The organism is Paraburkholderia lebeckiae (assembly GCF_050436325.1).
Taxonomy (GTDB): Bacteria; Pseudomonadota; Gammaproteobacteria; order Burkholderiales; family Burkholderiaceae; genus Paraburkholderia; species Paraburkholderia tuberum.
The window spans coordinates 1701081-1724382 of record NZ_JBNDLZ010000002.1 but is presented as its reverse complement, the minus strand read 5'-3'; the positions used below and the strand labels follow the sequence as shown (position 1 = coordinate 1724382).

Genomic DNA, 23302 nt, shown 5'->3' with positions numbered 1-23302 from the left:
GATGATTTGATCAATCGGTCGCTGGGGTAAGTACTGACCTCGTCATGACGATTCGCCCGCGCAAGCGGTGGCGCCCAAACAGCCAACCCCCAAAGCCGACGGCAGATCAGCCCCTCATAATCGCGGCCCTGGGCCGTGACGATGAGCCGACCTCCCGGCATGGACTTTGCCTAGAATAGAGACGGAGACACCTCATACACATAAAAGGAGGCGCTGTGACAGACAGCACCGCGCGGTTTTCGGCGAGCATGCGGGAGGGGATCGAGAACCTTTCGCGCCGCCTGAAATTTGTCAGACAGGAGGGGCACATCTGGCTCGGCGAGAATCGCATGATTCTCCTTCACACAGCCACGCTGGGCGCGCTGCGCAAGGAACTCGTCGACACGCTCGGCCTGGAGCGCACGCGGGGCCTGTTCACGCGAATGGGCTTTCAATCCGGCACGCGCGACGCAGAACTCGCCCGCACTTTACGCCCCACCGCGAGCGATTTCGGCCTGCTCGAACTCGGGCCGTGCCTGCACGTGCTCGAAGGCAACGTGCGAGTGACGCCGATCGAAGTGGACATCGATATCGCCAACGGCAAGTACTACGGCGACCACCTGTGGGAAGACTCGTTCGAAGCCGAAGTGCATCAGAAAATTTTCGGGCTGAGCAATGACCCGGTCTGCTGGATGCAGGTCGGTTACGCGAGTGGTTATACGTCGGCGTTGATGGGCCGCACCATCCTCTACAAGGAGACGCTGTGTTCGGGCTGTGGCGATCCGCATTGCCGCATCGTCGGCAAGCCGGTCGAAGAGTGGCTCGACGGCGACGAGATGCTGAAGCTGTACACGCCCGATCCGGTCATCGAAACGCTGTTGCAATTGCAGAGCGAAGTGGAAAACCTGCGCTCGCTGCAGCAGGAAGTGGCGCAGCCGGAAGAACTGGTCGGCGCGTCCACGGGTTTTCTCGCGGCGTGGGGGCTCGCGCAGCGCGCGGCGTCGAGCGACGTGACCGTGCTGTTGCTCGGCGAAACGGGTGTCGGCAAGGAGCGCTTCGCGCGCGCGTTGCACGGCGTGAGCCGGAGGCGCGACAAGCCCTTTGTCGCCATCAACTGTGCCGCCATGCCTGAGGAGTTGCTCGAGGCCGAGCTTTTCGGCGTTGAGCGAGGCGCGTTTACCGGCGCGCATCAGACGCGGATCGGCCGTTTCGAGCGGGCGGATACCGGCACGCTCTTCCTCGACGAAGTGGGCGAGCTCTCGGCGTCGGCGCAGGCCAAGCTGCTGCGCGTGCTCCAGGAAGGCGAGTTCGAGCGCGTCGGCGACGACCGCGTGCGCAAGGTCGACGTGCGGGTTGTCGCCGCGACCAACGTCGAGTTGACGGAAGCGGTGCGGCGCGGCGCGTTTCGCAAGGATCTGCTGTACCGTCTCAATGTCTATCCGGTCACGATCCCGCCGCTGCGCGAGCGGGCCGACGATATCCCGCGTCTTGTCGAGCGATTCATCGCGAAGTACAGCGTGCGGCACAGCAAGCGCGTGCTGGGGCTCACCGATCGCGCGATAGCGACACTGCGCGCCCACGCGTGGCCCGGCAACGTGCGTGAACTCGAAAACGCGGTAGAGCGCGGCGTGATCCTCGCGCGACCAGGCGGTCAGATCACGGAGCGCGATCTGTTCACGGCCCTGCCGGAGTCCGGGGACGACAGCGCCGCATCACTCGACGAGCGTGGCCATCCGCTGCGCGAAAACGCGGACGTCGCCGACGCGTTGTTCGATCACATGATGCGCGAAGGCGTGCCGCTCGACCGCGTCGAGAACATGCTCATCGAAGCCGCGGTCGAACGTGCGGGCGGCAATCTGAGCCAGGCGGCGAGAATGCTCGGCATCACGCGGCCGCAGCTTGCTTATCGCTGGCGCAATCGCGAGAAGACCGCTCCGCCCGCGGACAAATAATCACGCTGCTCCGCTTGACGATTCGGGCCGCCCTTTGGGCGGCTTTTTTTTCTGCTGTGCGATGCGTGGCTCGCGAGACGTTTGATCAATTGATCAAACGTCTTGGCAGAGCATCGGCGCGGCTGGTGCCACGCGTGACCCATGTACCGCATTGCCACGCCTGTTTCGCCACTCCAGACGACGCACAGGCGCGCTGCCGCAGTCTCATCGCATGCAAGAAATCGCCGTCGACACGGCGTGTCGGCGTGCTCTTCATCAAATCATCAAACAGGCCGCCATCGCTTGATGATTTGATCATCGCCTCGCACCGCCCTTTCGCGAGATTTGCGGTTTTTCTTCGGGCAAACCCTCGTTTTTTTGTACAAACCGCACATGGCACAGGTCGTGCAATAGACAAGAAAAACGAGGAGGCAACGATGCAAGATCCGAGACCGCTGTTCGACAGGACTCGACGATTCATTCGGATAACTGCGCAACGCGAAGATGGTTATGTCGAATTCGATTTCTCGGTCGGTGACCCCGATCTAGCTGTCGAACTGATCATGAACCAGACGATGTTCGATCGCTTCTGCCAGGTGAACTCGGTTCGCACGATTACGCAAACCGACGAACAGATCGGCCTTACGCGCGAACGCTGGCGATACGAGGGCTAGCGCGAGGCGAAACAGCTCATTCAGAAGAGTAGTGGACAAACACGGAGACAGTCTCATGCAAGTCGAAATCAAGACGCTCAAGGCCCAGCCGCTGCGTCAAACCTATGGGCACGTCGGGCGCCGTTTCGGCGACAAGCCGGCCTCGCGATATCAGGAGGCGACCTACGACATTCAGCCCACCACCAACTTTCACTATCGGCCGACATGGGCGCCGGAGTTTGAGTTGTTCGACGCGAGCCGCACGCAAATCCGCATGAAGGACTGGTACGCGCTGAAGGATCCGCGCCAGTACTACTACGGCGCTTATGTGACGACACGCGCGCGGCAACAGGAGGCGGCCGAAGGCGCGTTCGATCTGGTGGAGCGTCGCGGACTGCTGGCGGGGCTGTCGTACGAATGGCAGGAGCGCTTGATCGCCGGACTGTTGCCGCTGCGTCACATCGAATGGGGCGCCAATATGAACAACACGCTGTGCGCCGATTACGGCTACGGCACCGCGATTACGCAGGCCTGCACGTTCTGCGCGATGGACCGGCTCGGCATTGCCCAGTATCTGTCGCGTATCGGTCTCGCGCTCGACGGCAACACGGGCGTCGCGCTGGAACGCGCGAAGACCGCGTGGCTGGAAGCCGAGGCCTGGCAGCCGATGCGCCGCCTCGTCGAGGATCTCTTCGTGATCGAAGACTGGTTCGAGACCTTCGTCGCGCAGAACCTTGTGCTCGACGGCTTGCTGTATCCGCTCGTCTATCAGCACTTCGACGCGTTCGTTGCGCAGCACCTCGGTGCAAGTCTCGCGATGCTCACCGAGTTCACGCAGCAATGGCAGTCCGATCACACCAAGTGGGTCGACGCGCTGATCCGCACGGTGAGCGCTGAATCGCCCGAGAACCAGCAACGAATTGCCGGCTGGGTCGAGTACTACCGCGCCCGCACGCTCGACGCGCTTCTCCCCGTTGCAGGCACGCTGCTCGACGGCGCGGGCGCTGCCGCACTCGATGAAAGCGGCGCGCAGTTCGCCGCTCGTCTTACGAAGCTCGGCGCATTGCCGGTGGCAGTAGTCCAACCCTGAGGCCGTCATGCAAAACGTCTACATCGCATTGCAGAACACCGACGAAACGCGCGCGATCGTTGCCGCGATTACCGCCGTGAATCCGGAGGCTACGGTCAACGAGTATCCGGCGATGGTGAAGATCGACGCGCCCGGCAAGCTCGTGATTTCGCGCCCCCACGTATCGGAAGAGCTGGGCCGCGACTGGAACATCCAGGAGCTGCAACTGAATCTGGTGTCGCTGTCGGGAAACATCGATGAAACCGACGATGCCTTCACGCTGCAATGGCACGCCTGATATAAACGGAGACGAATGATGGACGCACGCAAGAAGCTGAACCTGAAAGACAAGTACGCGCTGATGACGCGCGATCTCGGCTGGGAAACCAGTTATCAGCCGATGGACAAGGTGTTCCCGTTCGATCAGTACGAGGGCATCAAGATTCACGACTGGGACAAGTGGGAAGACCCGTTCCGCATGACGATGGACGCGTACTGGAAGTATCAGGCGGAGAAGGAACGCAAACTCTACGCGATCATCGATTCGTTCGCGCAGAACAACGGGCACATGAATGTCTCCGACGCACGCTATATCAACACGCTCAAGCTGTTCCTGACCGGCGTGACGCCGCTCGAATACGCGGCGCATCGCGGTTATGCGCATCTGGGTCGCCATTTTCGCGGGGTTGGTGCGCGCGTCGCTTGCCAGATGCAGTCGATCGATGAATTGCGTCACTGTCAGACTCAGGTCCACACGCTGTCGCTCTACAACAAGTATTTCAACGGCTTCGCGGAATGGCCGCATATGTACGACCGCGTCTGGTATCTGTCGGTGCCAAAGTCGTACTTCGAAGATGCGATGAGCGCCGGTCCGTTCGAATTCATCACGGCGATTTCGTTTTCGTTCGAATACGTGCTGACGAACCTGCTGTTCATGCCGTTCATGTCAGGCGCGGCGTACAACGGCGATATGGCGACGGTCACCTTCGGCTTCTCCGCGCAGTCCGATGAGTCGCGTCACATGACGCTCGGTCTCGAAGTCGTGAAGTTTCTCTGCGAGCAGGACCCCGACAATGTGCCGATCGTGCAGAAGTGGCTCGACAAATGGTTCTGGCGCGGTTTCCGGCTGCTGACGCTGGTCGGCATGATGATGGACTACATGCTGCCCAAGCGCGTGATGTCGTGGTCCGAGGCGTGGAAGATCTATTTCGAAGACGCGGGCGGCGCGCTCTTCAAAGACCTCGAACGCTATGGCCTGCGCATGCCGAAGTATCACGAGATCGCGACGCAGACCAAAGACCGCGTCACGCATGAGGCTTGGGCAACGTTCTACAACTATGGCGCCGCTGCTGACTTCCACACCTGGGTGCCCTCCGACGAAGAACTCGACTGGCTTTCCGCCAAGTACCCGGAGACCTTCGACAGCGTCTACCGGCCGCGTTTCGAATACTGGCGCGAACAGCAGCAGGCGGGCAAGCGTTTCTACAACGCCAGTCTGCCGATGCTCTGCCAGACCTGCCAGGTACCGATGTTCTTCAGCGAGCCGGACGACCCGACCAAAATCGCCTACCGCGAATCGACGTATCACGGCATGAAGTTCCACTTTTGCTCGGACGGCTGCAAGGACATCTTCGAAGGCGAGCCCGAGAAATATGTGCAGGCGTGGCTGCCGGTGCACCAGATCTATCAGGGCAACTGTGGTGGCGCGTCGCTCGACGATGTTCTCAAGTACTACCACCTCAACCACGGTCACGACAACCTCGACTTCGCGGGCTCGCCCGACGAGCGCAACTGGAATGCATGGAAAAACGAGTCCGGCGCTCACGCTCCGAACGAATGAGCGCGACGCGACACAAGCACAGAGAGACGAAGGAGACAGGCATGAGCATCACCGCGATCAAACCCTACGCGTTCGAACCGGCCGACCGCGAGTCGCAGTTTCATGGCAACCGGCTGCTCTACATCGGCTGGGAGGACCACCTGATGTTCGCCGCGCCGCTGTGCGTTCCGGTGCCGCCTGACATGACGTTCGGCGCGCTGGTGTCGGACCTGCTGCCGGGTCTGTATGGCGCGCATCCCGATTTCGTCGCGATCGACTGGCACACGGCGCAGTGGTTCAGATCCGGCGAGCCGTGGCGGCCGGACAGCGAGCGCTCGCTCGCCGACAACGGTCTCGTTCACAAGGACGTGATCCGTCTGCGGACGCCGGGCCTGACTGGCATCGGCGGTTCGTGCAGCTAACGCGGGAGACAGTGATGGACTACACCGTACGTATTGAACCGCTCGGCCAGACCATCGGCATCGAAGCGGGGCAGACGCTGCTCGATGCCTGTTTGCGTCAGGGCGTGTGGCTTCCGCATGCTTGCTGTCACGGGCTGTGTGCGACCTGCAAGGTGCAGGTCGTCGACGGCGAGATCGATCAGGGCGACGCGTCGGACTTCGCGCTGATGGACTTCGAGCGCGAAGAAGGCAAGTGCCTGGCGTGCTGCGCGACGCCGATGTCCGATCTCGTGATCGAAGCCGACATCGACGAAGACCCCGACGCGCAAAATCTGCCGCTGCAGGATTACACGGGCACGGTCGTCGCGATCGAAGACGCCACGCCGACTATCCGCGTGATCCGGCTCGCGGTGGAGGGTGCCGGGCGTGTCGCGTTTCAGGCAGGCCAGTACCTGAATCTGCATGTGCCGGGCTGCGGGCAGCCGCGCGCATTCTCGCTTGCCAATGCGCCACATGACGGCGAGATCGAGATGCACATTCGCCGTGTGCCGGACGGGGTCGCGACCGGCTGGCTGCACGACGAACTGCGACCGGGCGCGCAACTGGCGTTCGCCGCGCCGTTCGGCCACTTCTTCGTGCGCAAACAGGCGCAGATGCCGACGATCTTCCTCGCCGGCGGCTCGGGCCTGTCGAGCCCGAAGTCGATGATCCTCGATCTGCTGAACGAAGGCTCGACGTTGCCGATCACGCTGATCCACGGCGCCCGCACACGCGACGAACTCTATTTCGAAGCCTTTTTCAACGACCTGGCCGAACGCCACCCGAATTTCCGCTACCTGCCCGCGCTGTCGAGCGAGCCAGACGACAGCGGCTGGCCGGGCCCGCGCGGTTTCGTGCACGAGGTCCTGAAAGCGCAGTACTCCGACGCCGCGGGCATCACCGATTTTCGCGGCCACAAGGCGTATCTGTGCGGGCCGCCGCCGATGGTCGAGGCGTGCATCAAAACCTTGATGCAGGGCCGGCTGTTCGAGCGCGACATCTACACGGAGCAGTTCCTGTCGGCGGCGGATGCGAGCGAGGCGGCCAAAAGCCCGCTGTTCCGCATCTGACGCGCTCCGTCGGCTCACTCTAGGAGAGCGGTGATGACCTGGCGGATCGAAGTTGAAAACACCGGCGACACGTTCGGCTGCGCGGAGAACGCCACCGTGCTTCATGCGATGGCGGCGACAGGCGGGCGAGGCATTCCGCTCGGCTGTCGCGGCGGCGGCTGCGGTGTGTGCAAGGTGCAGGTGCTGAGCGGCCGCTATCACGCCTGCAAGATGAGCCGCGCTTGCGTGAGCGCCGACGAGGAAGCGTGCGGCACGGTGCTCGCATGCCGCATCAGTCCGCTCACGGATCTGTCGGTGCGCGTGATCGGCAGGATGGCGCGCTGCATCGACAAGGCGCGCGCCGGAACGGTGGCGGAAGAACACCACGAGTCCATCCAGCAGCAACAGGCGCCGGGCGGCGTCTGAACCAGAACCATCAAGGAGACACATCATGGCATTGCAAGGCGTACTGCGACCCGGCCATATTGCGCTGCGAGTCCTCGAAATCGGTCCGGCGTTGAAGCACTACATCGACGTGCTCGGCCTGCATGAAACCGGCCGCGACGCGCAAGGGCGCGTGTATCTGAAGGCATGGGACGAACATGACCATCACAGCGTCGTGCTGCGCGAAGCGGACGAGCCGGGCATGGATTACCTCGGCTTTCGCGTCGACAGCGAAGCGACGCTCGACCGGCTCGCGAACGCGGTGAAGGAATCGGGCTACGCGAAAGACTTCCTCTGGATGGAAGCCGGCGAGCATCTGCATACAGGGCGGCGTTTCCGCTTCACCGTACCGACCGGCCACTCGATCGAACTCTTCGCGACGAAGGACAAGGTCGGCAGCGCGACCGGCGACCTGAACCCCGACCCCTGGCCCGACGACCTGCGCGGCATGTCGCCGAGCCGCTTCGATCATTGCCTGCTGTACGGCGACGAACTCGACGATACCGTGAAGCTCTTTCGCGACGTGCTCGGCTTTTCGCTGGCCGAGCAGGTCGTTACACCGGAAGGCATGCAGATCGCCGCGTTCCTGACGTGCTCGAACAAGGCACATGACGTCGCGTTTATCCGCCACGCGGCGAAGAACAAATTTCACCACGTGTCGTTCCAGCTCGACAGTTGGGGCGACGTGCTCAAGGCTGCTGATCTGATTTCCAAGCACGACGTTGCGCTCGACATCGGGCCGACGCGTCACGGCATCACGCGCGGCGCGACGATCTACTTCTTCGATCCGTCCGGCAACCGCAACGAGGTCTTCGCGGGCGGCTACATCCACTACCCTGACAAGCCGACTATCACGTGGCACGACAAGGACCTGGGGCGCGCGATTTTCTATCACGACCGCAAGCTCAACGAGGCCTTCCTGAGCGTGTTGACCTGAGCCGCGCGACTGGCGCAACGAAACGATCGAGACTATCCATGACTGAATTCAAGAATTTCATTGGCGGCGAGTGGGTCGGCACGGATCGCACGTTCGAAGACCGCAACCCGGTCGACGACAGTGTGATCGGGCTCGTGCACGAGGCCGGCCGCGCCGAGGTCAACGCAGCGGTGCAGGCCGCGCGCGTGGCCTTGCACGGACCTTGGGCGCGCATGACGCTGCCGCAGCGCGTCGAACTGCTGTACGCGGTGGCCGACGGCATCAACCGGCGCTTCGACGACTTTCTCGCCGCCGAAATTGCCGATACCGGCAAGCCGCATGCGCTGGCGAGTCACATCGACATTCCGCGCGGCGCGGCGAACTTCAAGGTGTTCGCCGACATGATTCGCAACGTCCCCACCGAAAGCTTCGCCATGGCGATGCCGGACGGCGGCGAAGCCCTCAACTACGGCGTGCGTACGCCGCGCGGTGTGATCGCGGTCGTGTGTCCGTGGAACCTGCCGCTGTTGCTGATGACATGGAAGGTCGCGCCGGCGCTCGCATGCGGCAACACGGTGGTGGTGAAGCCGTCCGAGGAAACGCCGGCTACCGCAACGCTGCTTGGCGAAGTGATGAACGAAGTGGGCGTGCCAAAGGGCGTCTACAACGTCGTGCACGGTTTCGGTCCCGACTCTGCGGGTGCGTTCCTGACTGAGCATCCCGGTGTGAACGCGATCACTTTTACCGGCGAAACGCGCACCGGCGAAGCCATCATGAAGGCTGCGGCGAACGGCGTGCGGCCGGTGTCGTTCGAACTCGGCGGCAAGAACGCGGGCATCGTCTTTGCCGACTGCGATTTCGATGCGGCCGTGGTAGGTATCGCGCGTTCCGCTTTTGAAAACACAGGGCAGGTGTGTCTCGGTACGGAGCGCGTCTACGTGCAACGGCCGATTTACGAGCGCTTTGTCGATGCGCTTGCGGCACGAGCGAAGGCGTTGCGTCCGGGGCGCCCCGGCGCCGAAGGCACCACCTTCGGTCCGTTGATCTCGCAGACGCATCGCAGCAAGGTGCTGTCGTACTACGAGCAGGCGCGCGTCGACGGCGCGGTGGTCGTAACCGGCGGCGGCGTACCCGATATGGCGGCTGGGTTGAAGGACGGCGCGTGGATCGAGCCGACGATCTGGACTGGCGTGCCGGACGGCTCGCGCGTGATCCGCGAGGAAATCTTCGGCCCGTGCTGTCACGTCGCGCCGTTCGATGACGAAGCTGAAGTGATCGCGAAAGCCAACGACACGCCCTACGGTCTCGCCGCCACCGTGTGGACGCGCGACACCGGCACCGCGCATCGCATGGCGCGCGCGCTCGACGTGGGCATCTGCTGGATCAATTCGTGGTTTCTGCGCGATCTGCGCACCGCGTTCGGTGGCGCGAAACAGTCGGGGATCGGCCGAGAAGGCGGTATCCATTCGCTCGAGTTCTATACCGAGCTGCGCAACGTATGCGTCAAGCTGTGAGGGCTGAGATGAATCCGTTAAAAACAGAAGGGCTCGCGCCCGAAGCGATCGAGCGCTACGGCGACGAACTCTATCGCGCGTTGCGTCATGCCGAGCCGGTTGCGCCGCTGACCGCACGCGAACCCGGCATCACGATCGACGACGCCTACCGTATCCAGTTGCGGATGATTGAACGCCGCATCGCGCTCGGCGGCGAACGAGTGATCGGCAAGAAGATCGGCGTGACGAGCGAAGCGGTGATGAACATGCTCGACGTGCGCCAGCCGGACTTCGGGCATCTCACGTCGGCGATGGTGTTCGCGGACGGCGCCGCGATTGACGTGTCGCAACTGATCGCGCCGAAGGCCGAGGGCGAAATCGCGTTCGTGCTGAAACACGACCTTGCGGGGCCGGGCGTGACGAATGCGGACGTATTGCGTGCCACCGAGGCCGTACTGCCGTGCTTCGAGATCGTCGACTCGCGTATTCGCGACTGGAAGATCCGCATTCAGGACACCGTGGCCGACAACGCGTCGTCGGGCGTATTCGTGCTCGGCGATCAGGCGATCGACCCGCGCGAACTCGATCTCGCACTGGTCGGCATGACGCTCGAAAAGAACGGCGAGATAGCGGCAACCGGCGCGGGCGCAGCGGCGCTCGGGCATCCGGCCAACGCGGTGGCGTGGCTCGCGAACACCCTCGGCCGGCTCGGCATGACGCTCAAAGCGGGCGAGGTGATTCTGTCCGGCTCGCTCGCGGCAATGGTGCCGGTGACGGCGGCCGACTCGCTGCGGATCAGTCTCGGCGGCATCGGCAGCGCGTCGGTGCGTTTCATTCAGGGAGAAAAACCATGACGCTCGATCAAACGACGATCGACGCCCTCGCGCATCGGCTCGACGAAGCTGAACTGCAACGGGAGGCGATCACCAAGATCACCGACGCGTATCCGCAGATCGACTGGGCCGACGCGTATGCGATCCAGGATTCGCTGCGTGCCCGCAAGGAAGCGCGCGGCATGAAAGTCGCGGGCTTGAAGATGGGCCTCACGTCGCACGCGAAGATGCGCCAGATGGGTGTGACAGACCCGGTCTACGGCTTTCTCACCGACTACGGTTCGTGCATGGACGGCGCGGCAATCGACACGTCGTCGCTGATCCACCCGAAAGTGGAAGCGGAAATCGCGTTTGTGACGAAGCATCCGCTTGCAGGTCCCGGCTGCCACATCGGCACCGTGCTGGCCGCAACAGACTTTGTGCTGCCCGCGGTGGAAGTGATCGACTCGCGCTACGAAAACTTCCGCTTCGACCTGAAGAGCGTAATTGCCGACAACACATCGTCGGCGCGCTTCGTGACGGGGGGCCGGCATCGCAGCGCCGCCGGTCTCGACCTGAAGAATCTTGGCGTGGTGCTGGAGAAAAACGGTGAAATCGTCGCGACGGCGTCGGGCGCGGCGGTGCTCGGCCATCCGGCCGCCAGCGTCGCGATGCTCGCCAACATGCTCGGCGCGCGCGGCAAGGCCATTCCCGCGGGCACGTTGATCCTGACCGGCGGCGTGACCGAGGCCATTGCAGTTGCCGCCGGCGATTCGGTCACCGCGCGCTTCCAGCATCTTGGCAGCGTTTCAATGCGCTTCGTCTGAGCGAAGCGCGCCTGCATAAACGGAGACATTCATGCCCATCATCAACGTTCATCTCATGGAAGGCCGGACCGACGAACAGAAGGCGCGTTTGATCGGCGCACTGACCGACGCCGCCATCGAATCCATCGGCGCGCCGCGCGAATCGGTGCGCGTGCTGCTGATCGAAATCCCGAAGACGCACTTCGGGATTGGCGGCAAAACCGCATTCGAACTCGGGCGCTAGTGCGCCACGCATCAAAGGAAATCTGACCATGTCAAACGTGCACGGCGCATCGGCGCCGCAAAAAGTCGCCATCATCGGCTCCGGCAACATCGGTACCGACCTGATGATCAAGATCCTGCGTCACGGCAAACATGTCGCGATGGGCGCGCTCGTCGGTATCGATCCGCAGTCGGACGGCCTCGCGCGCGCGCAACGTCTCGGCGTGCCGACGACCGCGGGCGGCATCGACGGCCTGCTCGCCATGTCGAACTTCGGCGACATCCGCATCGCGTTCGACGCCACTTCGGCCGGCGCGCACAAGCATCACAACGCGCTGCTGCAGGCGCACGGCGTCAAGGTCATCGACCTGACGCCCGCCGCAATCGGCCCGTATGTGATTCCGTCGATCAATCTCGACGAGCAGCTCGACGCGCCCAACATCAACATGGTGACGTGCGGCGGCCAGGCGACGATTCCGATGGTCAACGCGGTATCGCGTGTGGCGAAGGTCCACTACGCGGAGATAGTTGCGTCGATTTCCAGCCGCTCCGCAGGTCCAGGCACGCGCGCGAATATCGACGAATTCACCGAGACCACGTCGAAGGCGATCGAGGTGCTCGGCGGTGCGACGCGCGGCAAGGCGATCATCGTTCTGAACCCGGCCGAACCGCCGCTCATCATGCGCGACACCGTCTTCACGCTGTCCGATCCCGCGGATCGCGACGCCATTGAAGCGAGCGTCGCCGCGATGGCCGAGCGTGTGCAGCGTTACGTGCCGGGTTATCGGCTCAAGCAGCGCGTGCAGTTCGATCTGTTCGACGCAAGCCAGCCGCTGAACGTGCCGGGCTTCGGCCCGATCACGGGACTGAAGACCTCGGTCTTTCTCGAAGTGGAGGGCGCCGCGCACTATCTGCCGGCCTATGCGGGCAACCTCGACATCATGACCTCGGCCGCGCTCGCGTGCGCCGAACGTATCGCCGAAATGCGGCTCGCGCCGCTCGCGGCCTGATCGCGCAACGGAGCGACACCATGCATAACCGCAAACTCTATATTTCCGACGTGACACTGCGCGACGGCAGCCACGCGATCCGTCATCAATACAGCATCGCGAACATGAAGGCGATCGCGCGCGCACTCGACGATGCGCGCGTCGATTCAATCGAGGTCGCACACGGCGACGGACTCTGCGGATCGAGCTTCAACTACGGCTTCGGCGCGCACAGCGACGTCGAATGGATTGCGGCCGTCGCTGAAACGGTCAGCCACGCGAAGGTCGCGACGCTGCTGCTGCCGGGCGTCGGCACCGTCCACGATCTGCGCAACGCCTACGATGCGGGCGCGCGCATTGTGCGCGTCGCGACGCATTGCACCGAGGCGGATGTGTCGAAGCAGCATATCGAGCACGCGCGCGAACTCGGCATGGACACCGTCGGCTTTCTGATGATGAGCCACATGACGACGCCCGCCGCATTGGCGCAGCAGGCAAAGCTGATGGAAAGCTATGGCGCGACCTGCGTCTATGTCGTGGACTCGGGCGGCGCACTGTCGATGGACGGCGTGCGCGAGCGCTTCCGCGCCTTCAAGGACGTGTTGAAGCCCGGCACCCAGACCGGCATGCACGCGCACCACAACCTGTCGCTCGGCGTGGCGAATTCGATTGTCGCGGTCGAGGAGGGCTGCGACCGGATCGACGCATCGCTGGCGGGCATGGGTGCGGGGGCGGGCAACGCGCCGCTCGAAGTGTTTATCGCGGCGGCGGACCGGCTTGGGTGGAATCACGGCTGCGATGTGTACGGCCTGCTCGACGCAGCCGATGACATCGTGCGTCCGTTGCAGGATCGGCCGGTGCGTGTCGACCGCGAAACGCTGGCGCTTGGCTATGCGGGCGTCTATTCGAGCTTCCTGCGGCACGCCGAGGCGACCGCCGGGAAATACGGTCTGAAGACGATCGATATTCTTGTGGAGCTGGGCCGGCGGCGCATGGTCGGCGGGCAGGAAGACATGATCGTCGATGTCGCGCTCGATCTGAAGAAGTAACCCCGTTGCGGGCGGCCGCCAGGCCGTCCACCCGCAAAGGCTCACGAAAACAATATCAAGGAGACAGCAAGATGGAAGTTCGAATCGCGTTCAGGCGAGGGATGCTGCTGGCCGGCATTTGCGCCGCACTCAGCACCAACGTGCACGCCACCGAAGGCGGCAGCGACACGATAGGCGAGGGCGCCGAGGCCTTTTTCGCCGGAGCGTTTCCGCCCGCGGGTGTGTATGGACTGCTGTACTACACGCATTACTTCGCGTCGCGCTTCAACGACTCGCACGGCAACAGTTCTGTGCCAGGGTTCAAGCTGAATGCCGACGTGCTGATTCCGAGGCTCCTGTACATGTCGAATCTGTCGCTGCTCGGCGGGCGCTTCGGCGCGTATGTGGTGCTGCCGATGGAGCATCTGTCGCTGGACGCGGGGGGCGCGTCGTTCGATCGCACCAATCTCGGCGATCTGATCGTGAGCCCAGCGTTAATCGCGTGGGGCGATGGTTCCCTGCGAACGGTGGGCGCGCTCGAATTCGTGCTGCCGACCGGACAGTATGACAAGAACGCAGCGCTAAACACCGGCAAGCACTATTACACGGTGAGACCGATATTCGGCGTCAGCTGGTTTCCGGCCCCCGGACTGGAGATGTCGGCGAAGATCACTTACAGCTTTAACTCGATGAACACCGCGACCGACTACCACTCGGGCCAACTGTTCCACGTCGACTATGGCGCGAGCTACGCGGTGACGACAAAGGCGCGGGTCGGCATTGCGGGCTATTTCGTCAAGCAGACCACGGACGACACGCAATATGGCGCGTCGGTGAACGGCGACGGTTTTCGCGGTCAGGTCTTCGCAATCGGCCCGGGGTTTCGCTACGAGTTTGCGAAGGGGAGCGTGGACGTGCGTGTGGTGAAGGAGCTTTTCGTGAGAAACAGACCGGCGGGCGAGGCGGTGTGGGCGCGCGCTGTCATCCCGTTCTGACAATCAATCAATGCCGCCGCCAGGAAGGCGACGGCCAAGGAGTTCACCATGACACAGCAACACGATCCTGAAATCGGCCTGCGGATTCGCGCGGCGGGCCTCGACACGAATTATCACGACGTCGGCACCGGCGAACCGGTGTTGCTGATTCACGGCTCGGGGCCCGGGGTCACCGCGTGGGCAAACTGGCGTCTTACGATCCCAGCGCTCGCCCGTACGCGCCGCGTGATCGCACCCGACATGGCGGGTTTCGGCTACACGGAGCGCCGCGCGGGCACACATTACGACATGGATCTGTGGGTGAACCACTTGGTCGGTCTGCTGGACGCGCTTGACATCGAGCGCACCGACCTGGTCGGCAACTCGTTCGGCGGTGCCCTCGCGCTGGCAATGGCCGTGCGTCATCCGGAGCGCGTGCGCAAGCTAGTGCTGATGGGTGCAGCGGGTGTGCGCTTCGATCTGACGCCGGGGCTCGATGCAGTGTGGGGCTATGAGCCAACGGTCGCGAACATGCAAAGCATCATGAACGTGTTCGCGTTCGATCGTTCACGCCTCACGCCCGAGTTGGCGGAGTCGCGCTATCGGGCCAGCATCCGGCCCGGCTATCAGGAGTCGTTTTCCGCGATGTTTCCGGCGCCGCGGCAACGCTGGGTCGATGCGCTCGCGTGTCACGAACATGAACTGGGCGAGGTCCGACAATCGACGTTGATCGTGCATGGCCGCGACGATCAGGTGATTCCGCTCGCCAACTCGCTGCGGCTGCTCGAACTCATCGGCCCGTCGCAATTGCACGTCTTCGGTCAATGCGGGCACTGGACGCAGATCGAACATGCCGATGCGTTCAATCAGTTGGTCGACAAATTTCTGGTGGGTTAGAAAAGCTGGCGAGGCGGTCGATCCTCAGTGCGGCAAGACGGGCGCCGCCAGAAAGCTTCGGCGTAGTCGCGTATGTGGTGTGTCACGCCGTTCAGCCTATGGGGTTTGCCCTGCCGACGAAGAACTGCCGCGCGCGGTTCACATGATCAGTGTCGACGCTGAGCTCGCAGGACCACTGCTTGTCCAGACGAGACGCCATCCTTTTCCATCGCGTCAAGTAAACGGGCAGATAGAGAAACTGACCCAATCGTGACGCCACGGAGCCGACTTTTCAAGCGTGACAAACGATTGTCTGCGGTCGCTCGGCATCGCGCGTTTGCTTTTCTCGTAACCGGCCATTCGCTATAAGCAAGTTCCAAAGGAAGATGAATGTCCGCAACATGGCCGATGAGCGGGCAGTGGCGATCTTCGCGTCAATGGCAGTTCGACCTTCGGAAGCTGTCATTCGACTGATGAGCATCTGTAGGTCCGCTCCGGGTCGGCACATGCCTTTTGCATTGCACGCGCGGCCAGGATGAGCGTCGCGCTCGGTCGTCGGGCGCGGATTGGCCACCTGCGGTCATACATCGGCCGTAGACGCCAGACATTCGATGGGCTGTAGCGGTCTCGATAACGGACATTCCTGGTGAGTGCGGATCGCATAGGGACGCGCGTCCACATCTGAGAACAGCCGATTTGAGCCGCCTCATGCGCCGTTCGCGACCGCCTGCACCTCGCGCGCATACTGCGTGGGCGGCCGACCGACGTGCCGCGTGAAGGCGACGCTGAAGGTGCTGGCTGAACTGTAGCCGATGCGCTGCGCAATCTCGGCGATGCGGCCTTCATTGCGACGCAGCAGGTCCTTCGCGAGTGCCATGCGCCAAGTGAGCAGGTATTCCATCGGCGCGATGCCGACCGTGCGACTGAAGCGCTCGAAAAAGGCCGAGCGCGAGAGTGCGGCCTCCTTCGCGAGTTCAGCAACGGTCCAGGCGCGTGTCGGATGTTCGTGCATCCCGCGGATCGCGGCCGCGAGGCGGCCATCGGAAAGCCCGCGCACCAGGCCCGGCGACGCATTAGTCTGTGCCGCGGACCGCAGCGCTTCGATGAGCAGCACTTCCAGCAGTCGTGCGAGCACGACCTCGCGCGCGGGCCGCTGCTCCCGTGTTTCCTCTCGCACCAGTTGCACGAGCGTGGCCAGCCGCTGTTCGCCGCGCACATGCACGAGTTGCGGGAGCAGCGAGACCAGCAGCGATGCATCCGGTGAGCCGAAACTGCAGTGGCCGGCCACCATGTGCGCGTCGATGGGGCGATCGGGGTCGCCGATTCTGAATTCGCCGTCGGCCAGCGCGGCGGGCGGCCGCGTCTCGACGCCCGGCGATGGCGGCTCGAGGCTCGACATCGCTACGCCGTAAGCCGCGGGAATCAGGACAAAGTCGCCTGACAGGAGCTCGATGGCCTCATGTCCGTCGATCGCGATGCGGCAGCCGCCCTCGAGAATCACGCAATAGAACGGCTGGCCGGCGACCGAGCGGCAAATGTGCCAGGGACTCGCGCCGTGGACGAGCTTGGAGAACCGGGCGCCCGGCTGCAGCAGCGTCACGACTTCGGCCAACGGGTCGATCATTGTCGGACTCCTGCAAATGAAATTCGGATGATCGATTGTAGCAAGTACGGCCTTGGCGATTTATCGTACGGACACACGCCCTACAGGAGTCCCCATGAAAACCGTACTGATCACCGGCTGCTCTTCCGGATTCGGCCTTGAGATCGCCCGTTACTTCCTCGCGCGCGACTGGCAGGTCATCGCCACGATGCGCACGCCGCGTGCGGATGTGCTGCCGCCAGCCGACAGTCTGCGCGTGCTTGCGCTCGACATCACGGACCCGGACAGCATTCGCGCGACTGTCGAGGCCGCAGGGCCGATCGACGTCCTCGTCAACAACGCGGGGTTCGGCGCGGCGTCCCCGGCCGAATTAACCCCGATCGCCACGGTACGCGAAATTTTTGAAACCAACGCTTTCGGCACGATCGCATTGACGCAAGCGGTGCTGCCCCAATTCCGCCAGCGCAGGGCCGGTGTGATCGTGAACGTCACGTCGAGCGTGACGCTGAAGGCCCTGCCCCTGATTGCCGCATACCGCGCGAGCAAGGCGGCGGTGAACGCATTCACCGAATCGATGGCGCTGGAACTCGAGCAGTTCGGCGTACGGGTGCGGCTGGTGCTGCCGGGACGTGCGCCCGAAACCCGCTTCGGAGACAACGCGCGCGCCCACATGCATGGCCTCGACCACGAAGCCTATGCGGACCTTGTCAAGGACGTTTTCGCGCGGATGCTGGATGCGTCCGCCCCGACCACCCGGGCGCAGGACGTCGCCGAAGCGGTGTGGCGCGCAGCGACCGATCCGTCGGCGCCGATGCGCCTCCCGGCCGGCGCCGATGCCGAAGCCTGGGCGGCCGAGACTCACTAACCCGCCAGTTGCATCGCGCTGAGCTGAACTGAAAAACGGAACTGGCTTTTGCGCGCTAAAGCGCAACACCACAAGGAGATTGCCATGCAGGACAAACCCGTCGCCCTGGTCACCGGGGCCAATCAAGGCATCGGCCTTCAGATCGCCAAGGATCTCGCGGCACACGGCTTCACTGTGCTGGTCGGGTCGCGCAATCTCGAGCGCGGCGAGGCTGCGGCCAAGGAGGTGGGGCCGGACGGCCACGCGCTCCAGCTCGACGTGACGGATCAGGCTTCGGTCACAGCCGCGGCGGAGCGCGTAAGCAACGCGTTCGGCCGCCTCGACGTGCTCATCCAGAACGCCGCCATTTCGAACACGAAAAAGCGATCCGGTCAGTCCGTCGAGGAGTACGCGAAAACGACCCGCCCGAGCAACGTGTCCCTCGATGAGATGCGCGCGGTGTGGGACACCAACGTGTTCGGCGTGCTCGCCGTTTATCAGGCGATGCTGCCTCTTCTGCGCGCGACGCCGGGCGCCCGCATCGTCAACGTGTCGAGCGGCGTTGGGTCGCTAACGACGAACTCGGACCCGGCCTTCGCCTACCGTGCGATCTTCGGCCCCGTCTATCCGGCGTCCAAAACGGCTCTCAATGCCTTGACGGTCGCCATGGCGATCGAGCTGGAACCGGACGGGATCAAGGTCAACGCTGTCTCCCCGGGCTTTACCAAAACGAACCTCAACGGCTATTTGGGCACCGAGACCGTCGAGGAAGGCGCTCGCGAAGCGGTGCGCGTCGCGCTGCTGGGCCCGGACAGCCCAACAGGGACGTTCACGCGCTGGGAGAATGAAACGATCCCGTGGTGAGGGAGTCGCGGGCGATCGGAGGGATTGATGGATCAGGCCAGGGCGGTTGCAAATCGGCCGTTCGCCTGAACAATCGGTCACTGCGCTGCGTTTGGCCGTCATCGGATTGATGTCGGCTGAGGGCCGCTCGGCAAATTCGATGAGGCGACTGGCAGTTGCACCTCGGAAGCAGCCGTTGCTGTGGCGCGAGTTCGAGCGGCGGCTCGGGGTCGCGTGCTGTCGATCGCTGGCTGACGAGGCTTAACCTGCATATGCAAAATCGCATGGGTCGGCACCCGGCCATCAGTTGCCATTCAGCATGCGTGCAGCCTGGACGTTCACACGTCAGCAACACATTCGTGAGCGGCCGTTCGAACCGACGTGGCCCTCTCCACGATTCCCTCCCGCTATCTCGTCTGGCTATTCGCGAAGTTACCCCTCGCTGCAACCGCTGACGACTACGCTGTGCTCATGCTTTGGTACATGCCGGCAGCTCAAACGTCCTGAGCCTGGGAGGCGTCATTCACTGATCGCTTACTTGTCAGGATTGCGCTCGCGATGATCTGAAAGAGATGATCGGCTCGTGGCGCAAAAGAGGGTAGGTCGATGAGCCAGCCGAGCGCCGCCATCAAGCCGAACATGTCGTCCCCGTTCATATCGGCACGTGCTGTCCCTTCGGCTTGAGCACGCAGCAACAGTCGCGCACTCGCTGAGTGCACCGCTGCGCATGAAGCATAAAGAGCGGAATCCGGGTTCGTGTGAGCGGCCGCCATCAGGGCGACAACGCCCCTGTAGCTTTGGGCGAACGCCTTCCATTCGCGAAACCAGGATACGAGCGCTTCGTCAGGGGAATTCGACGTTTCAAGTTCTTCTGCCTTCTGCGTCAGTGCATCCAGATTCGTGCATAGCAACGCTTCAAACAAAGCTTCCCGTGTCGGAAAGTGACGAAGCAGCGTAGCCAACCCGACATTGGCTCGGCGAGCGATATCGCGCATCGAGGCATCGGCACCATCTTCGATGAGAACCTCACGCGCGATCGTGAGGATGTGGCTGTAATTTTTTTTTGCGTCGGCTCGCATGGGCGTCTCTTGACAAATGGATCATTGATCCATATATTTGGATCAATGATCCACATGGTACAGCAAACCGTACGATTTGGAGAGTACGGGCGTTACCCAACCCATGAAGAGACTGCACATGAGCAACATCAGCATCATCGGAGCCGGCGACATGGCCGCAGCGATTCGCGGCCTTGCTATCAAGGCTGGGCACACCGTTGAGGTTATGAGTCGCGATGCCGCGAAGGTGCAGACGCTGGTCGAGCAGCTCGGAACTGGTGCGGCGACAGGGACGTTCGGCAACGCGCCGGCCGGCGACATTGTCATCCTGGCGGTTCCCTACACAGTCGCTCTCGACATGGTGAAGCAGTACGGCGAAAAGCTGGCGGGCAAGCTCCTAGTCGATATCACCAATCCGATCAAATCCGACTTCACGGGCTTCTTGACGCCTGATGACAGTTTCGGCTCGCAGGAGATCGCTAAGGTCGCCCCTGCCAATGCGGACATCGTCAAGGCGTTCAACACTCAGTCCTCCCACGTCTTGGCTTCGGGTCCAGTCGAGGGTCACACATTGGACGTGTTCATCGCTGGGGACAACGTGCAGGCGAAGGCGCGCATCTCGACGTTCATCGAGAGCCTCGGACTACGTCCGATGGATACCGGGCCGCTGACTATGGCACGGACGCTGGAGCACGCCTGCATGTTGTGGCTGAGCCTCATGACTCACTCCATCAAGCACACCAACTTCTCCCTGGGCGTCAGCCTTCTCGGCTGAGAGCTCCCGTAGCAATACTTCTCGCATCACATCAACTTAAAGGGACTGCAACATGCACATTTTCGTCACTGGCGGTACCGGCCATTCCGGCCCGTACATCATCTCCGAATTGATCGCCGCCGGACACGAGGTCACTGGCCTCGTCCGGTCGGACACGGCCGCCGCGGCGGTGTCCGCGCTCGGCGCGAAGGTACGTCGCGGCAGCCTGGAGGATCTCGATGGGCTCAAGGAGGCGGCTGCGGACTCCGACGGCGTCATCCACGTCGCGCACAGGCAAGACCTGCTTCCATCCGGCGGACTCGCCGCCGTGGCTGCCGCGGAGGTGCAGATCATGCTTGCCTACGGCGAGGCACTGGCAGGGACCGGAAAGCCGCTGGTCGTGTCGGGCAGCATTGGCTCGCCCGGGTGGGAGGGCTTAGGCCGGCCAGCCACCGAGGAGGACCCGCCCCTTCCCGGCGGCGATGCGTACAAGGGCACCCTGCGGGTTCGCAACATCGTGGAGACGACCGCAATCGGCCTCGCTGAGAAGGGTGTGCGATCGTCGATCGTGCGGATTCCTCCCATCATGCACAGCACGACCGACAAAGCCGGCTTCCTCCCGCTGCTGATCGGGATCGCGAAGGAGAAGGGCGTCATCGGCTATCCCGGAGACGGCACGAACTTGTGGCCGGCCGTGCACGCCCGCGATCTTGCCTCCTTGTTCCGCCTGGCACTGGAGAAGGGTCCGGCTGGCAAGAACTGGCACGCGATTGCCGACGAGGGTATTCCGTTCCGCAAAATCGCCGAGGCCATTGGCAGCCGTTTGAACCTGCCTGCCGCGCCGATTCCCGCGGACGTACTGATGCTGCCGGGATATTTTGGGTTCCTCGCGAATTTGGTCACGCTGGACCTCCCAGCGTCCAACGCTATCACCCGCCAGACCCTCGGCTGGAAGCCCACCCAGCCCAGCCTGCTCGACGATTTGGACAACGGCCATTACTTCCCTGCCGTCTGAATTGAGCTGAGGCAGCGAGCTGGGCCGCAACGGGCCTGGTGGAGAGACTACGGGCAATACCCCAACTTATGAGGAAACAACACATGAGCACTATCAGCATCATCGGAGCAGGAAGCATGGCCGCGGCGATCGGCGGCCGTATCGCCAAGGCTGGACATACCGTCGAGGTGGTCAGCCGCAATCCCGCCAAGGCGCAGGCGCTGGCCGACCAACTCGCGGCCGGAGCGACCACGGGGACGTACGGCACTGCACCGGCGGGCGACATCGTCATCCTTGCCGTGCCGTACACCAGTGCGGCGGCGGCGGTGGCCGATTACGGGGACGCACTCAATGGCAAGGTGATCATCGACATCACTAACCCGGCCGCCCCCGACCTGTCGGGCCTCGTCACCCCCCACGGCAGTTCTGGCGCGCAGGAGATCGCCAAGGGCCTCCCCGCTGGCGCGCGTGTCGTGAAGGGTCTCAACACCATCTTCGGTCATGTGCTTGCCAAGGGTGGACACCTCGATGCGTTCATCGCGGCCGACGATGCAGAGGCGAGGGCACGCGTCTCAACTTTCCTCGAAAGTCTCGGGCTGCGTCCGTTCGATGTCGGAGGCCTGCGGATGGCCCAGACGCTAGAGGCTCTCGGCCTGATGATGATCAGCCTTGCCAAACACGGAGCCGGTACCTGGAACTTCGCGATGAAGGTCGATATCGGCTGACGCGTCGAAACCGCGTCCTCACCACGCGCTCAGTTCGAGCGTGACACGACCCGTGGGAAGTGGAGAAATTCCTATGAGTACCGAAAAGAACGTCCAGGCCGTGAAGAACTTCTTCGCCGCGATTGGCCGAGGCGACAGGGAGGGTCTGCTGGCGCTGGTCGCCGAAGACATCGAGTGGATTATTCCGGGTGAGGACTGGCCGCTGGCCGGCACGCATTGCGGACACACCGGATTGGCAGCCTTGCTTCAAAAGGCTTCCAGTGAAATGGAAACCTCATTCCCAGAACCTCCGGAGTTCGTAGCCCAGGGAGACCGTGTGCTGGTTGTTGGCCTCGCCACTGGGAAAGTCAAAGCCACGAACAAAGCCTTCGAGGACCATTTCGTCTACGTCATCACTATTCGTAACGGTAAATTGAAGAACATCCGGGAGTACATCGACACGCAAGCACTGGCGCGGGCCTCCAAGATGGCGTGAGCTCTGGGCCTTGGCCTATGAATACCGGCGGCTCGCGCCCCGGAGCGAGACAGACTCAGGAGGAGCGATACGATTGGAGCTTCGACATCTTCGCCGGTTCGTCGCAGTTGCTGAGGAACTTCATTTTGCGCGAGCAGCGGAGCGACTGCACATTGAACAGTCGCCGCTGTCTCGGGCGATCAGGGAGTTGGAAGAAGACCTTCGTCCAGTTCTTTGCGTGTACTACGCTTAGCACTCGCTTAACTCGTGCAGGCACGCTAGTCCTGGAGCATGTGCGTTCGGTCGACGTGAACGTGACGGCTTCATGCCTCCGTTCGCGATATGACGAGCGGCCGTTGTGGCCTCCAAAACCGCCTTGCAGATCCCGTAGATAAACTGCCCGCTTCGGGTCGGCAGTACGCATTCGTTGAACTCGGCAGCGGTCATTCGCCTCCGGTCCTCGGCGAGCGACCGGTGAGCAGCAGTGAGCGGGCATATCACCATCGACGCACGAACGCCGGCTTTGG

Annotated in this window: 25 protein-coding genes and 1 pseudogene; 24 read left to right on the top strand and 2 right to left on the bottom strand. The window is 63.0% G+C overall.

Going from position 1 to position 23302, the window contains the following annotated elements; genetic code table 11:
* The first annotated feature begins 215 nt into the window (after nucleotides 1-215).
* From OKW44_RS11160 to OKW44_RS11080, 17 genes are all read left to right on the top strand, one after another.
* Nucleotides 216-1931, top strand: a complete 1716-nt coding sequence (locus tag OKW44_RS11160; protein WP_018424326.1) for a sigma-54-dependent Fis family transcriptional regulator — start codon at nucleotides 216-218, stop codon at nucleotides 1929-1931.
* A 14-nt stretch (nucleotides 1932-1945) separates the two neighbouring features.
* Nucleotides 1946-2584, top strand: coding sequence for a phenol hydroxylase subunit (locus tag OKW44_RS11155; RefSeq protein WP_239499244.1), 639 nt, complete (start codon nucleotides 1946-1948; stop codon nucleotides 2582-2584).
* A gap of 55 nt (nucleotides 2585-2639) precedes the next feature.
* Nucleotides 2640-3653 carry an aromatic/alkene monooxygenase hydroxylase subunit beta gene (locus OKW44_RS11150; protein WP_018424329.1) on the top strand — a complete coding sequence of 338 codons (1014 nt, stop codon included), beginning with the start codon at nucleotides 2640-2642 and terminating at the stop codon, nucleotides 3651-3653.
* Between the two features lie 7 nt (nucleotides 3654-3660).
* Nucleotides 3661-3930: an MmoB/DmpM family protein gene (locus OKW44_RS11145; RefSeq protein ID WP_018424330.1), complete on the top strand. Its 270-nt coding sequence runs from the start codon at nucleotides 3661-3663 to the stop codon at nucleotides 3928-3930.
* A gap of 18 nt (nucleotides 3931-3948) precedes the next feature.
* Nucleotides 3949-5472 (top strand): aromatic/alkene/methane monooxygenase hydroxylase/oxygenase subunit alpha, encoded by a 1524-nt coding sequence (locus OKW44_RS11140; RefSeq protein ID WP_018424331.1) that lies wholly within the window; start codon nucleotides 3949-3951, stop codon nucleotides 5470-5472.
* Nucleotides 5473-5513: 41 nt separating this feature from the next.
* On the top strand, nucleotides 5514-5873 hold the full coding sequence (locus tag OKW44_RS11135; protein ID WP_018424332.1) for a phenol hydroxylase subunit P4: 360 nt from the start codon (nucleotides 5514-5516) through the stop codon (nucleotides 5871-5873).
* A gap of 14 nt (nucleotides 5874-5887) precedes the next feature.
* Nucleotides 5888-6961, top strand: a complete 1074-nt coding sequence (locus OKW44_RS11130) for an NADH:ubiquinone reductase (Na(+)-transporting) subunit F (RefSeq protein ID WP_018424333.1) — start codon at nucleotides 5888-5890, stop codon at nucleotides 6959-6961.
* A gap of 33 nt (nucleotides 6962-6994) precedes the next feature.
* On the top strand, nucleotides 6995-7366 hold the full coding sequence (locus OKW44_RS11125) for a 2Fe-2S iron-sulfur cluster-binding protein (protein ID WP_018424334.1): 372 nt from the start codon (nucleotides 6995-6997) through the stop codon (nucleotides 7364-7366).
* A gap of 25 nt (nucleotides 7367-7391) precedes the next feature.
* The gene (locus OKW44_RS11120; protein ID WP_018424335.1) at nucleotides 7392-8321 is read left to right on the top strand and encodes a catechol 2,3-dioxygenase; all 930 of its coding nucleotides are present in this window, start codon (nucleotides 7392-7394) and stop codon (nucleotides 8319-8321) included.
* A gap of 38 nt (nucleotides 8322-8359) precedes the next feature.
* Complete coding sequence (locus OKW44_RS11115; protein ID WP_018424336.1) at nucleotides 8360-9814, top strand: 2-hydroxymuconic semialdehyde dehydrogenase; 1455 nt, start codon at nucleotides 8360-8362, stop codon at nucleotides 9812-9814.
* Between the two features lie 8 nt (nucleotides 9815-9822).
* On the top strand, nucleotides 9823-10647 hold the full coding sequence (dmpE, locus tag OKW44_RS11110) for a 2-oxopent-4-enoate hydratase (protein ID WP_018424337.1): 825 nt from the start codon (nucleotides 9823-9825) through the stop codon (nucleotides 10645-10647).
* Entirely contained in the window at nucleotides 10644-11432 is a 789-nt protein-coding gene (dmpH, locus tag OKW44_RS11105) for a 2-oxo-3-hexenedioate decarboxylase (protein WP_018424338.1), read from the top strand. The genes dmpE and dmpH overlap by 4 nt, the downstream gene beginning before the upstream one ends.
* A 31-nt stretch (nucleotides 11433-11463) precedes the next feature.
* Nucleotides 11464-11655 (top strand): 2-hydroxymuconate tautomerase, encoded by a 192-nt coding sequence (thmT, locus tag OKW44_RS11100; RefSeq protein ID WP_018424339.1) that lies wholly within the window; start codon nucleotides 11464-11466, stop codon nucleotides 11653-11655.
* Between the two features lie 28 nt (nucleotides 11656-11683).
* Nucleotides 11684-12643 carry an acetaldehyde dehydrogenase (acetylating) gene (locus OKW44_RS11095; protein ID WP_018424340.1) on the top strand — a complete coding sequence of 320 codons (960 nt, stop codon included), beginning with the start codon at nucleotides 11684-11686 and terminating at the stop codon, nucleotides 12641-12643.
* Between the two features lie 20 nt (nucleotides 12644-12663).
* Entirely contained in the window at nucleotides 12664-13671 is a 1008-nt protein-coding gene (gene dmpG / locus OKW44_RS11090; RefSeq protein ID WP_018424341.1) for a 4-hydroxy-2-oxovalerate aldolase, read from the top strand.
* Nucleotides 13672-13742: 71 nt separating this feature from the next.
* Complete coding sequence (locus tag OKW44_RS11085; RefSeq protein WP_051103843.1) at nucleotides 13743-14645, top strand: SphA family protein; 903 nt, start codon at nucleotides 13743-13745, stop codon at nucleotides 14643-14645.
* 48 nt (nucleotides 14646-14693) lie between these two features.
* Nucleotides 14694-15521, top strand: coding sequence for an alpha/beta fold hydrolase (locus OKW44_RS11080; RefSeq protein ID WP_018424343.1), 828 nt, complete (start codon nucleotides 14694-14696; stop codon nucleotides 15519-15521).
* 685 nt (nucleotides 15522-16206) lie between these two features.
* Here the strand turns inward: OKW44_RS11080 and OKW44_RS11075 are convergent.
* Complete coding sequence (locus OKW44_RS11075) at nucleotides 16207-17124, bottom strand: AraC family transcriptional regulator (protein ID WP_018424345.1); 918 nt, start codon at nucleotides 17122-17124, stop codon at nucleotides 16207-16209.
* Nucleotides 17125-17218: 94 nt separating this feature from the next.
* Between OKW44_RS11075 and OKW44_RS11070 the strand changes: the two genes are divergently transcribed.
* The gene (locus OKW44_RS11070) at nucleotides 17219-17968 is read left to right on the top strand and encodes an SDR family oxidoreductase (RefSeq protein ID WP_018424346.1); all 750 of its coding nucleotides are present in this window, start codon (nucleotides 17219-17221) and stop codon (nucleotides 17966-17968) included.
* 84 nt (nucleotides 17969-18052) lie between these two features.
* On the top strand, nucleotides 18053-18811 hold the full coding sequence (locus OKW44_RS11065; protein ID WP_018424347.1) for an SDR family oxidoreductase: 759 nt from the start codon (nucleotides 18053-18055) through the stop codon (nucleotides 18809-18811).
* Between the two features lie 473 nt (nucleotides 18812-19284).
* Here OKW44_RS11065 and OKW44_RS11060 read toward each other — a convergent pair whose 3' ends face one another.
* Nucleotides 19285-19869 carry a TetR/AcrR family transcriptional regulator gene (locus tag OKW44_RS11060; RefSeq protein ID WP_018424348.1) on the bottom strand — a complete coding sequence of 195 codons (585 nt, stop codon included), beginning with the start codon at nucleotides 19867-19869 and terminating at the stop codon, nucleotides 19285-19287.
* 103 nt (nucleotides 19870-19972) lie between these two features.
* Here OKW44_RS11060 and OKW44_RS11055 point away from each other — a divergent pair, with 103 nt between their 5' ends.
* The 5 genes and pseudogenes from OKW44_RS11055 to OKW44_RS11035 all read left to right on the top strand — a co-directional run.
* Nucleotides 19973-20623, top strand: coding sequence for an NADPH-dependent F420 reductase (locus tag OKW44_RS11055; protein ID WP_018424349.1), 651 nt, complete (start codon nucleotides 19973-19975; stop codon nucleotides 20621-20623).
* 52 nt (nucleotides 20624-20675) lie between these two features.
* Entirely contained in the window at nucleotides 20676-21617 is a 942-nt protein-coding gene (locus OKW44_RS11050; RefSeq protein ID WP_018424350.1) for an SDR family oxidoreductase, read from the top strand.
* Between the two features lie 83 nt (nucleotides 21618-21700).
* Nucleotides 21701-22321, top strand: a complete 621-nt coding sequence (locus OKW44_RS11045) for an NADPH-dependent F420 reductase (protein ID WP_018424351.1) — start codon at nucleotides 21701-21703, stop codon at nucleotides 22319-22321.
* A 73-nt stretch (nucleotides 22322-22394) separates the two neighbouring features.
* Entirely contained in the window at nucleotides 22395-22796 is a 402-nt protein-coding gene (locus tag OKW44_RS11040; protein WP_018424352.1) for a nuclear transport factor 2 family protein, read from the top strand.
* 73 nt (nucleotides 22797-22869) lie between these two features.
* Nucleotides 22870-23080, top strand: a pseudogene (locus OKW44_RS11035) (LysR family transcriptional regulator); the annotation flags it as partial.
* Nucleotides 23081-23302: the final 222 nt, after the last annotated feature.

Excerpts from the sequence above, each read along its gene's own strand:
- OKW44_RS11150 (WP_018424329.1), top strand. The coding sequence starts at position 2,640 with ATGCAAGTCGAAATCAAGACGCTCAAGGCCCAGCCGCTGCGTCAAACC.
- OKW44_RS11120 (WP_018424335.1), top strand. The coding sequence starts at position 7,392 with ATGGCATTGCAAGGCGTACTGCGACCCGGCCATATTGCGCTGCGAGTC.
- OKW44_RS11070 (WP_018424346.1), top strand. The coding sequence starts at position 17,219 with ATGAAAACCGTACTGATCACCGGCTGCTCTTCCGGATTCGGCCTTGAG.
- OKW44_RS11130 (WP_018424333.1), top strand. The coding sequence starts at position 5,888 with ATGGACTACACCGTACGTATTGAACCGCTCGGCCAGACCATCGGCATC.
- OKW44_RS11055 (WP_018424349.1), top strand. The coding sequence starts at position 19,973 with ATGAAGAGACTGCACATGAGCAACATCAGCATCATCGGAGCCGGCGAC.
- OKW44_RS11115 (WP_018424336.1), top strand. The coding sequence starts at position 8,360 with ATGACTGAATTCAAGAATTTCATTGGCGGCGAGTGGGTCGGCACGGAT.
- thmT (WP_018424339.1), top strand. The coding sequence starts at position 11,464 with ATGCCCATCATCAACGTTCATCTCATGGAAGGCCGGACCGACGAACAG.
- dmpH (WP_018424338.1), top strand. The coding sequence starts at position 10,644 with ATGACGCTCGATCAAACGACGATCGACGCCCTCGCGCATCGGCTCGAC.
- dmpE (WP_018424337.1), top strand. The coding sequence starts at position 9,823 with ATGAATCCGTTAAAAACAGAAGGGCTCGCGCCCGAAGCGATCGAGCGC.
- OKW44_RS11095 (WP_018424340.1), top strand. The coding sequence starts at position 11,684 with ATGTCAAACGTGCACGGCGCATCGGCGCCGCAAAAAGTCGCCATCATC.
- OKW44_RS11140 (WP_018424331.1), top strand. The coding sequence starts at position 3,949 with ATGGACGCACGCAAGAAGCTGAACCTGAAAGACAAGTACGCGCTGATG.
- OKW44_RS11135 (WP_018424332.1), top strand. The coding sequence starts at position 5,514 with ATGAGCATCACCGCGATCAAACCCTACGCGTTCGAACCGGCCGACCGC.
- OKW44_RS11085 (WP_051103843.1), top strand. The coding sequence starts at position 13,743 with ATGGAAGTTCGAATCGCGTTCAGGCGAGGGATGCTGCTGGCCGGCATT.
- OKW44_RS11050 (WP_018424350.1), top strand. The coding sequence starts at position 20,676 with ATGCACATTTTCGTCACTGGCGGTACCGGCCATTCCGGCCCGTACATC.
- OKW44_RS11080 (WP_018424343.1), top strand. The coding sequence starts at position 14,694 with ATGACACAGCAACACGATCCTGAAATCGGCCTGCGGATTCGCGCGGCG.
- OKW44_RS11040 (WP_018424352.1), top strand. The coding sequence starts at position 22,395 with ATGAGTACCGAAAAGAACGTCCAGGCCGTGAAGAACTTCTTCGCCGCG.
- OKW44_RS11065 (WP_018424347.1), top strand. The coding sequence starts at position 18,053 with ATGCAGGACAAACCCGTCGCCCTGGTCACCGGGGCCAATCAAGGCATC.
- OKW44_RS11045 (WP_018424351.1), top strand. The coding sequence starts at position 21,701 with ATGAGCACTATCAGCATCATCGGAGCAGGAAGCATGGCCGCGGCGATC.
- OKW44_RS11125 (WP_018424334.1), top strand. The coding sequence starts at position 6,995 with ATGACCTGGCGGATCGAAGTTGAAAACACCGGCGACACGTTCGGCTGC.
- OKW44_RS11145 (WP_018424330.1), top strand. The coding sequence starts at position 3,661 with ATGCAAAACGTCTACATCGCATTGCAGAACACCGACGAAACGCGCGCG.
- dmpG (WP_018424341.1), top strand. The coding sequence starts at position 12,664 with ATGCATAACCGCAAACTCTATATTTCCGACGTGACACTGCGCGACGGC.
- OKW44_RS11075 (WP_018424345.1), bottom strand. The coding sequence starts at position 17,124 with ATGATCGACCCGTTGGCCGAAGTCGTGACGCTGCTGCAGCCGGGCGCC.
- OKW44_RS11060 (WP_018424348.1), bottom strand. The coding sequence starts at position 19,869 with ATGCGAGCCGACGCAAAAAAAAATTACAGCCACATCCTCACGATCGCG.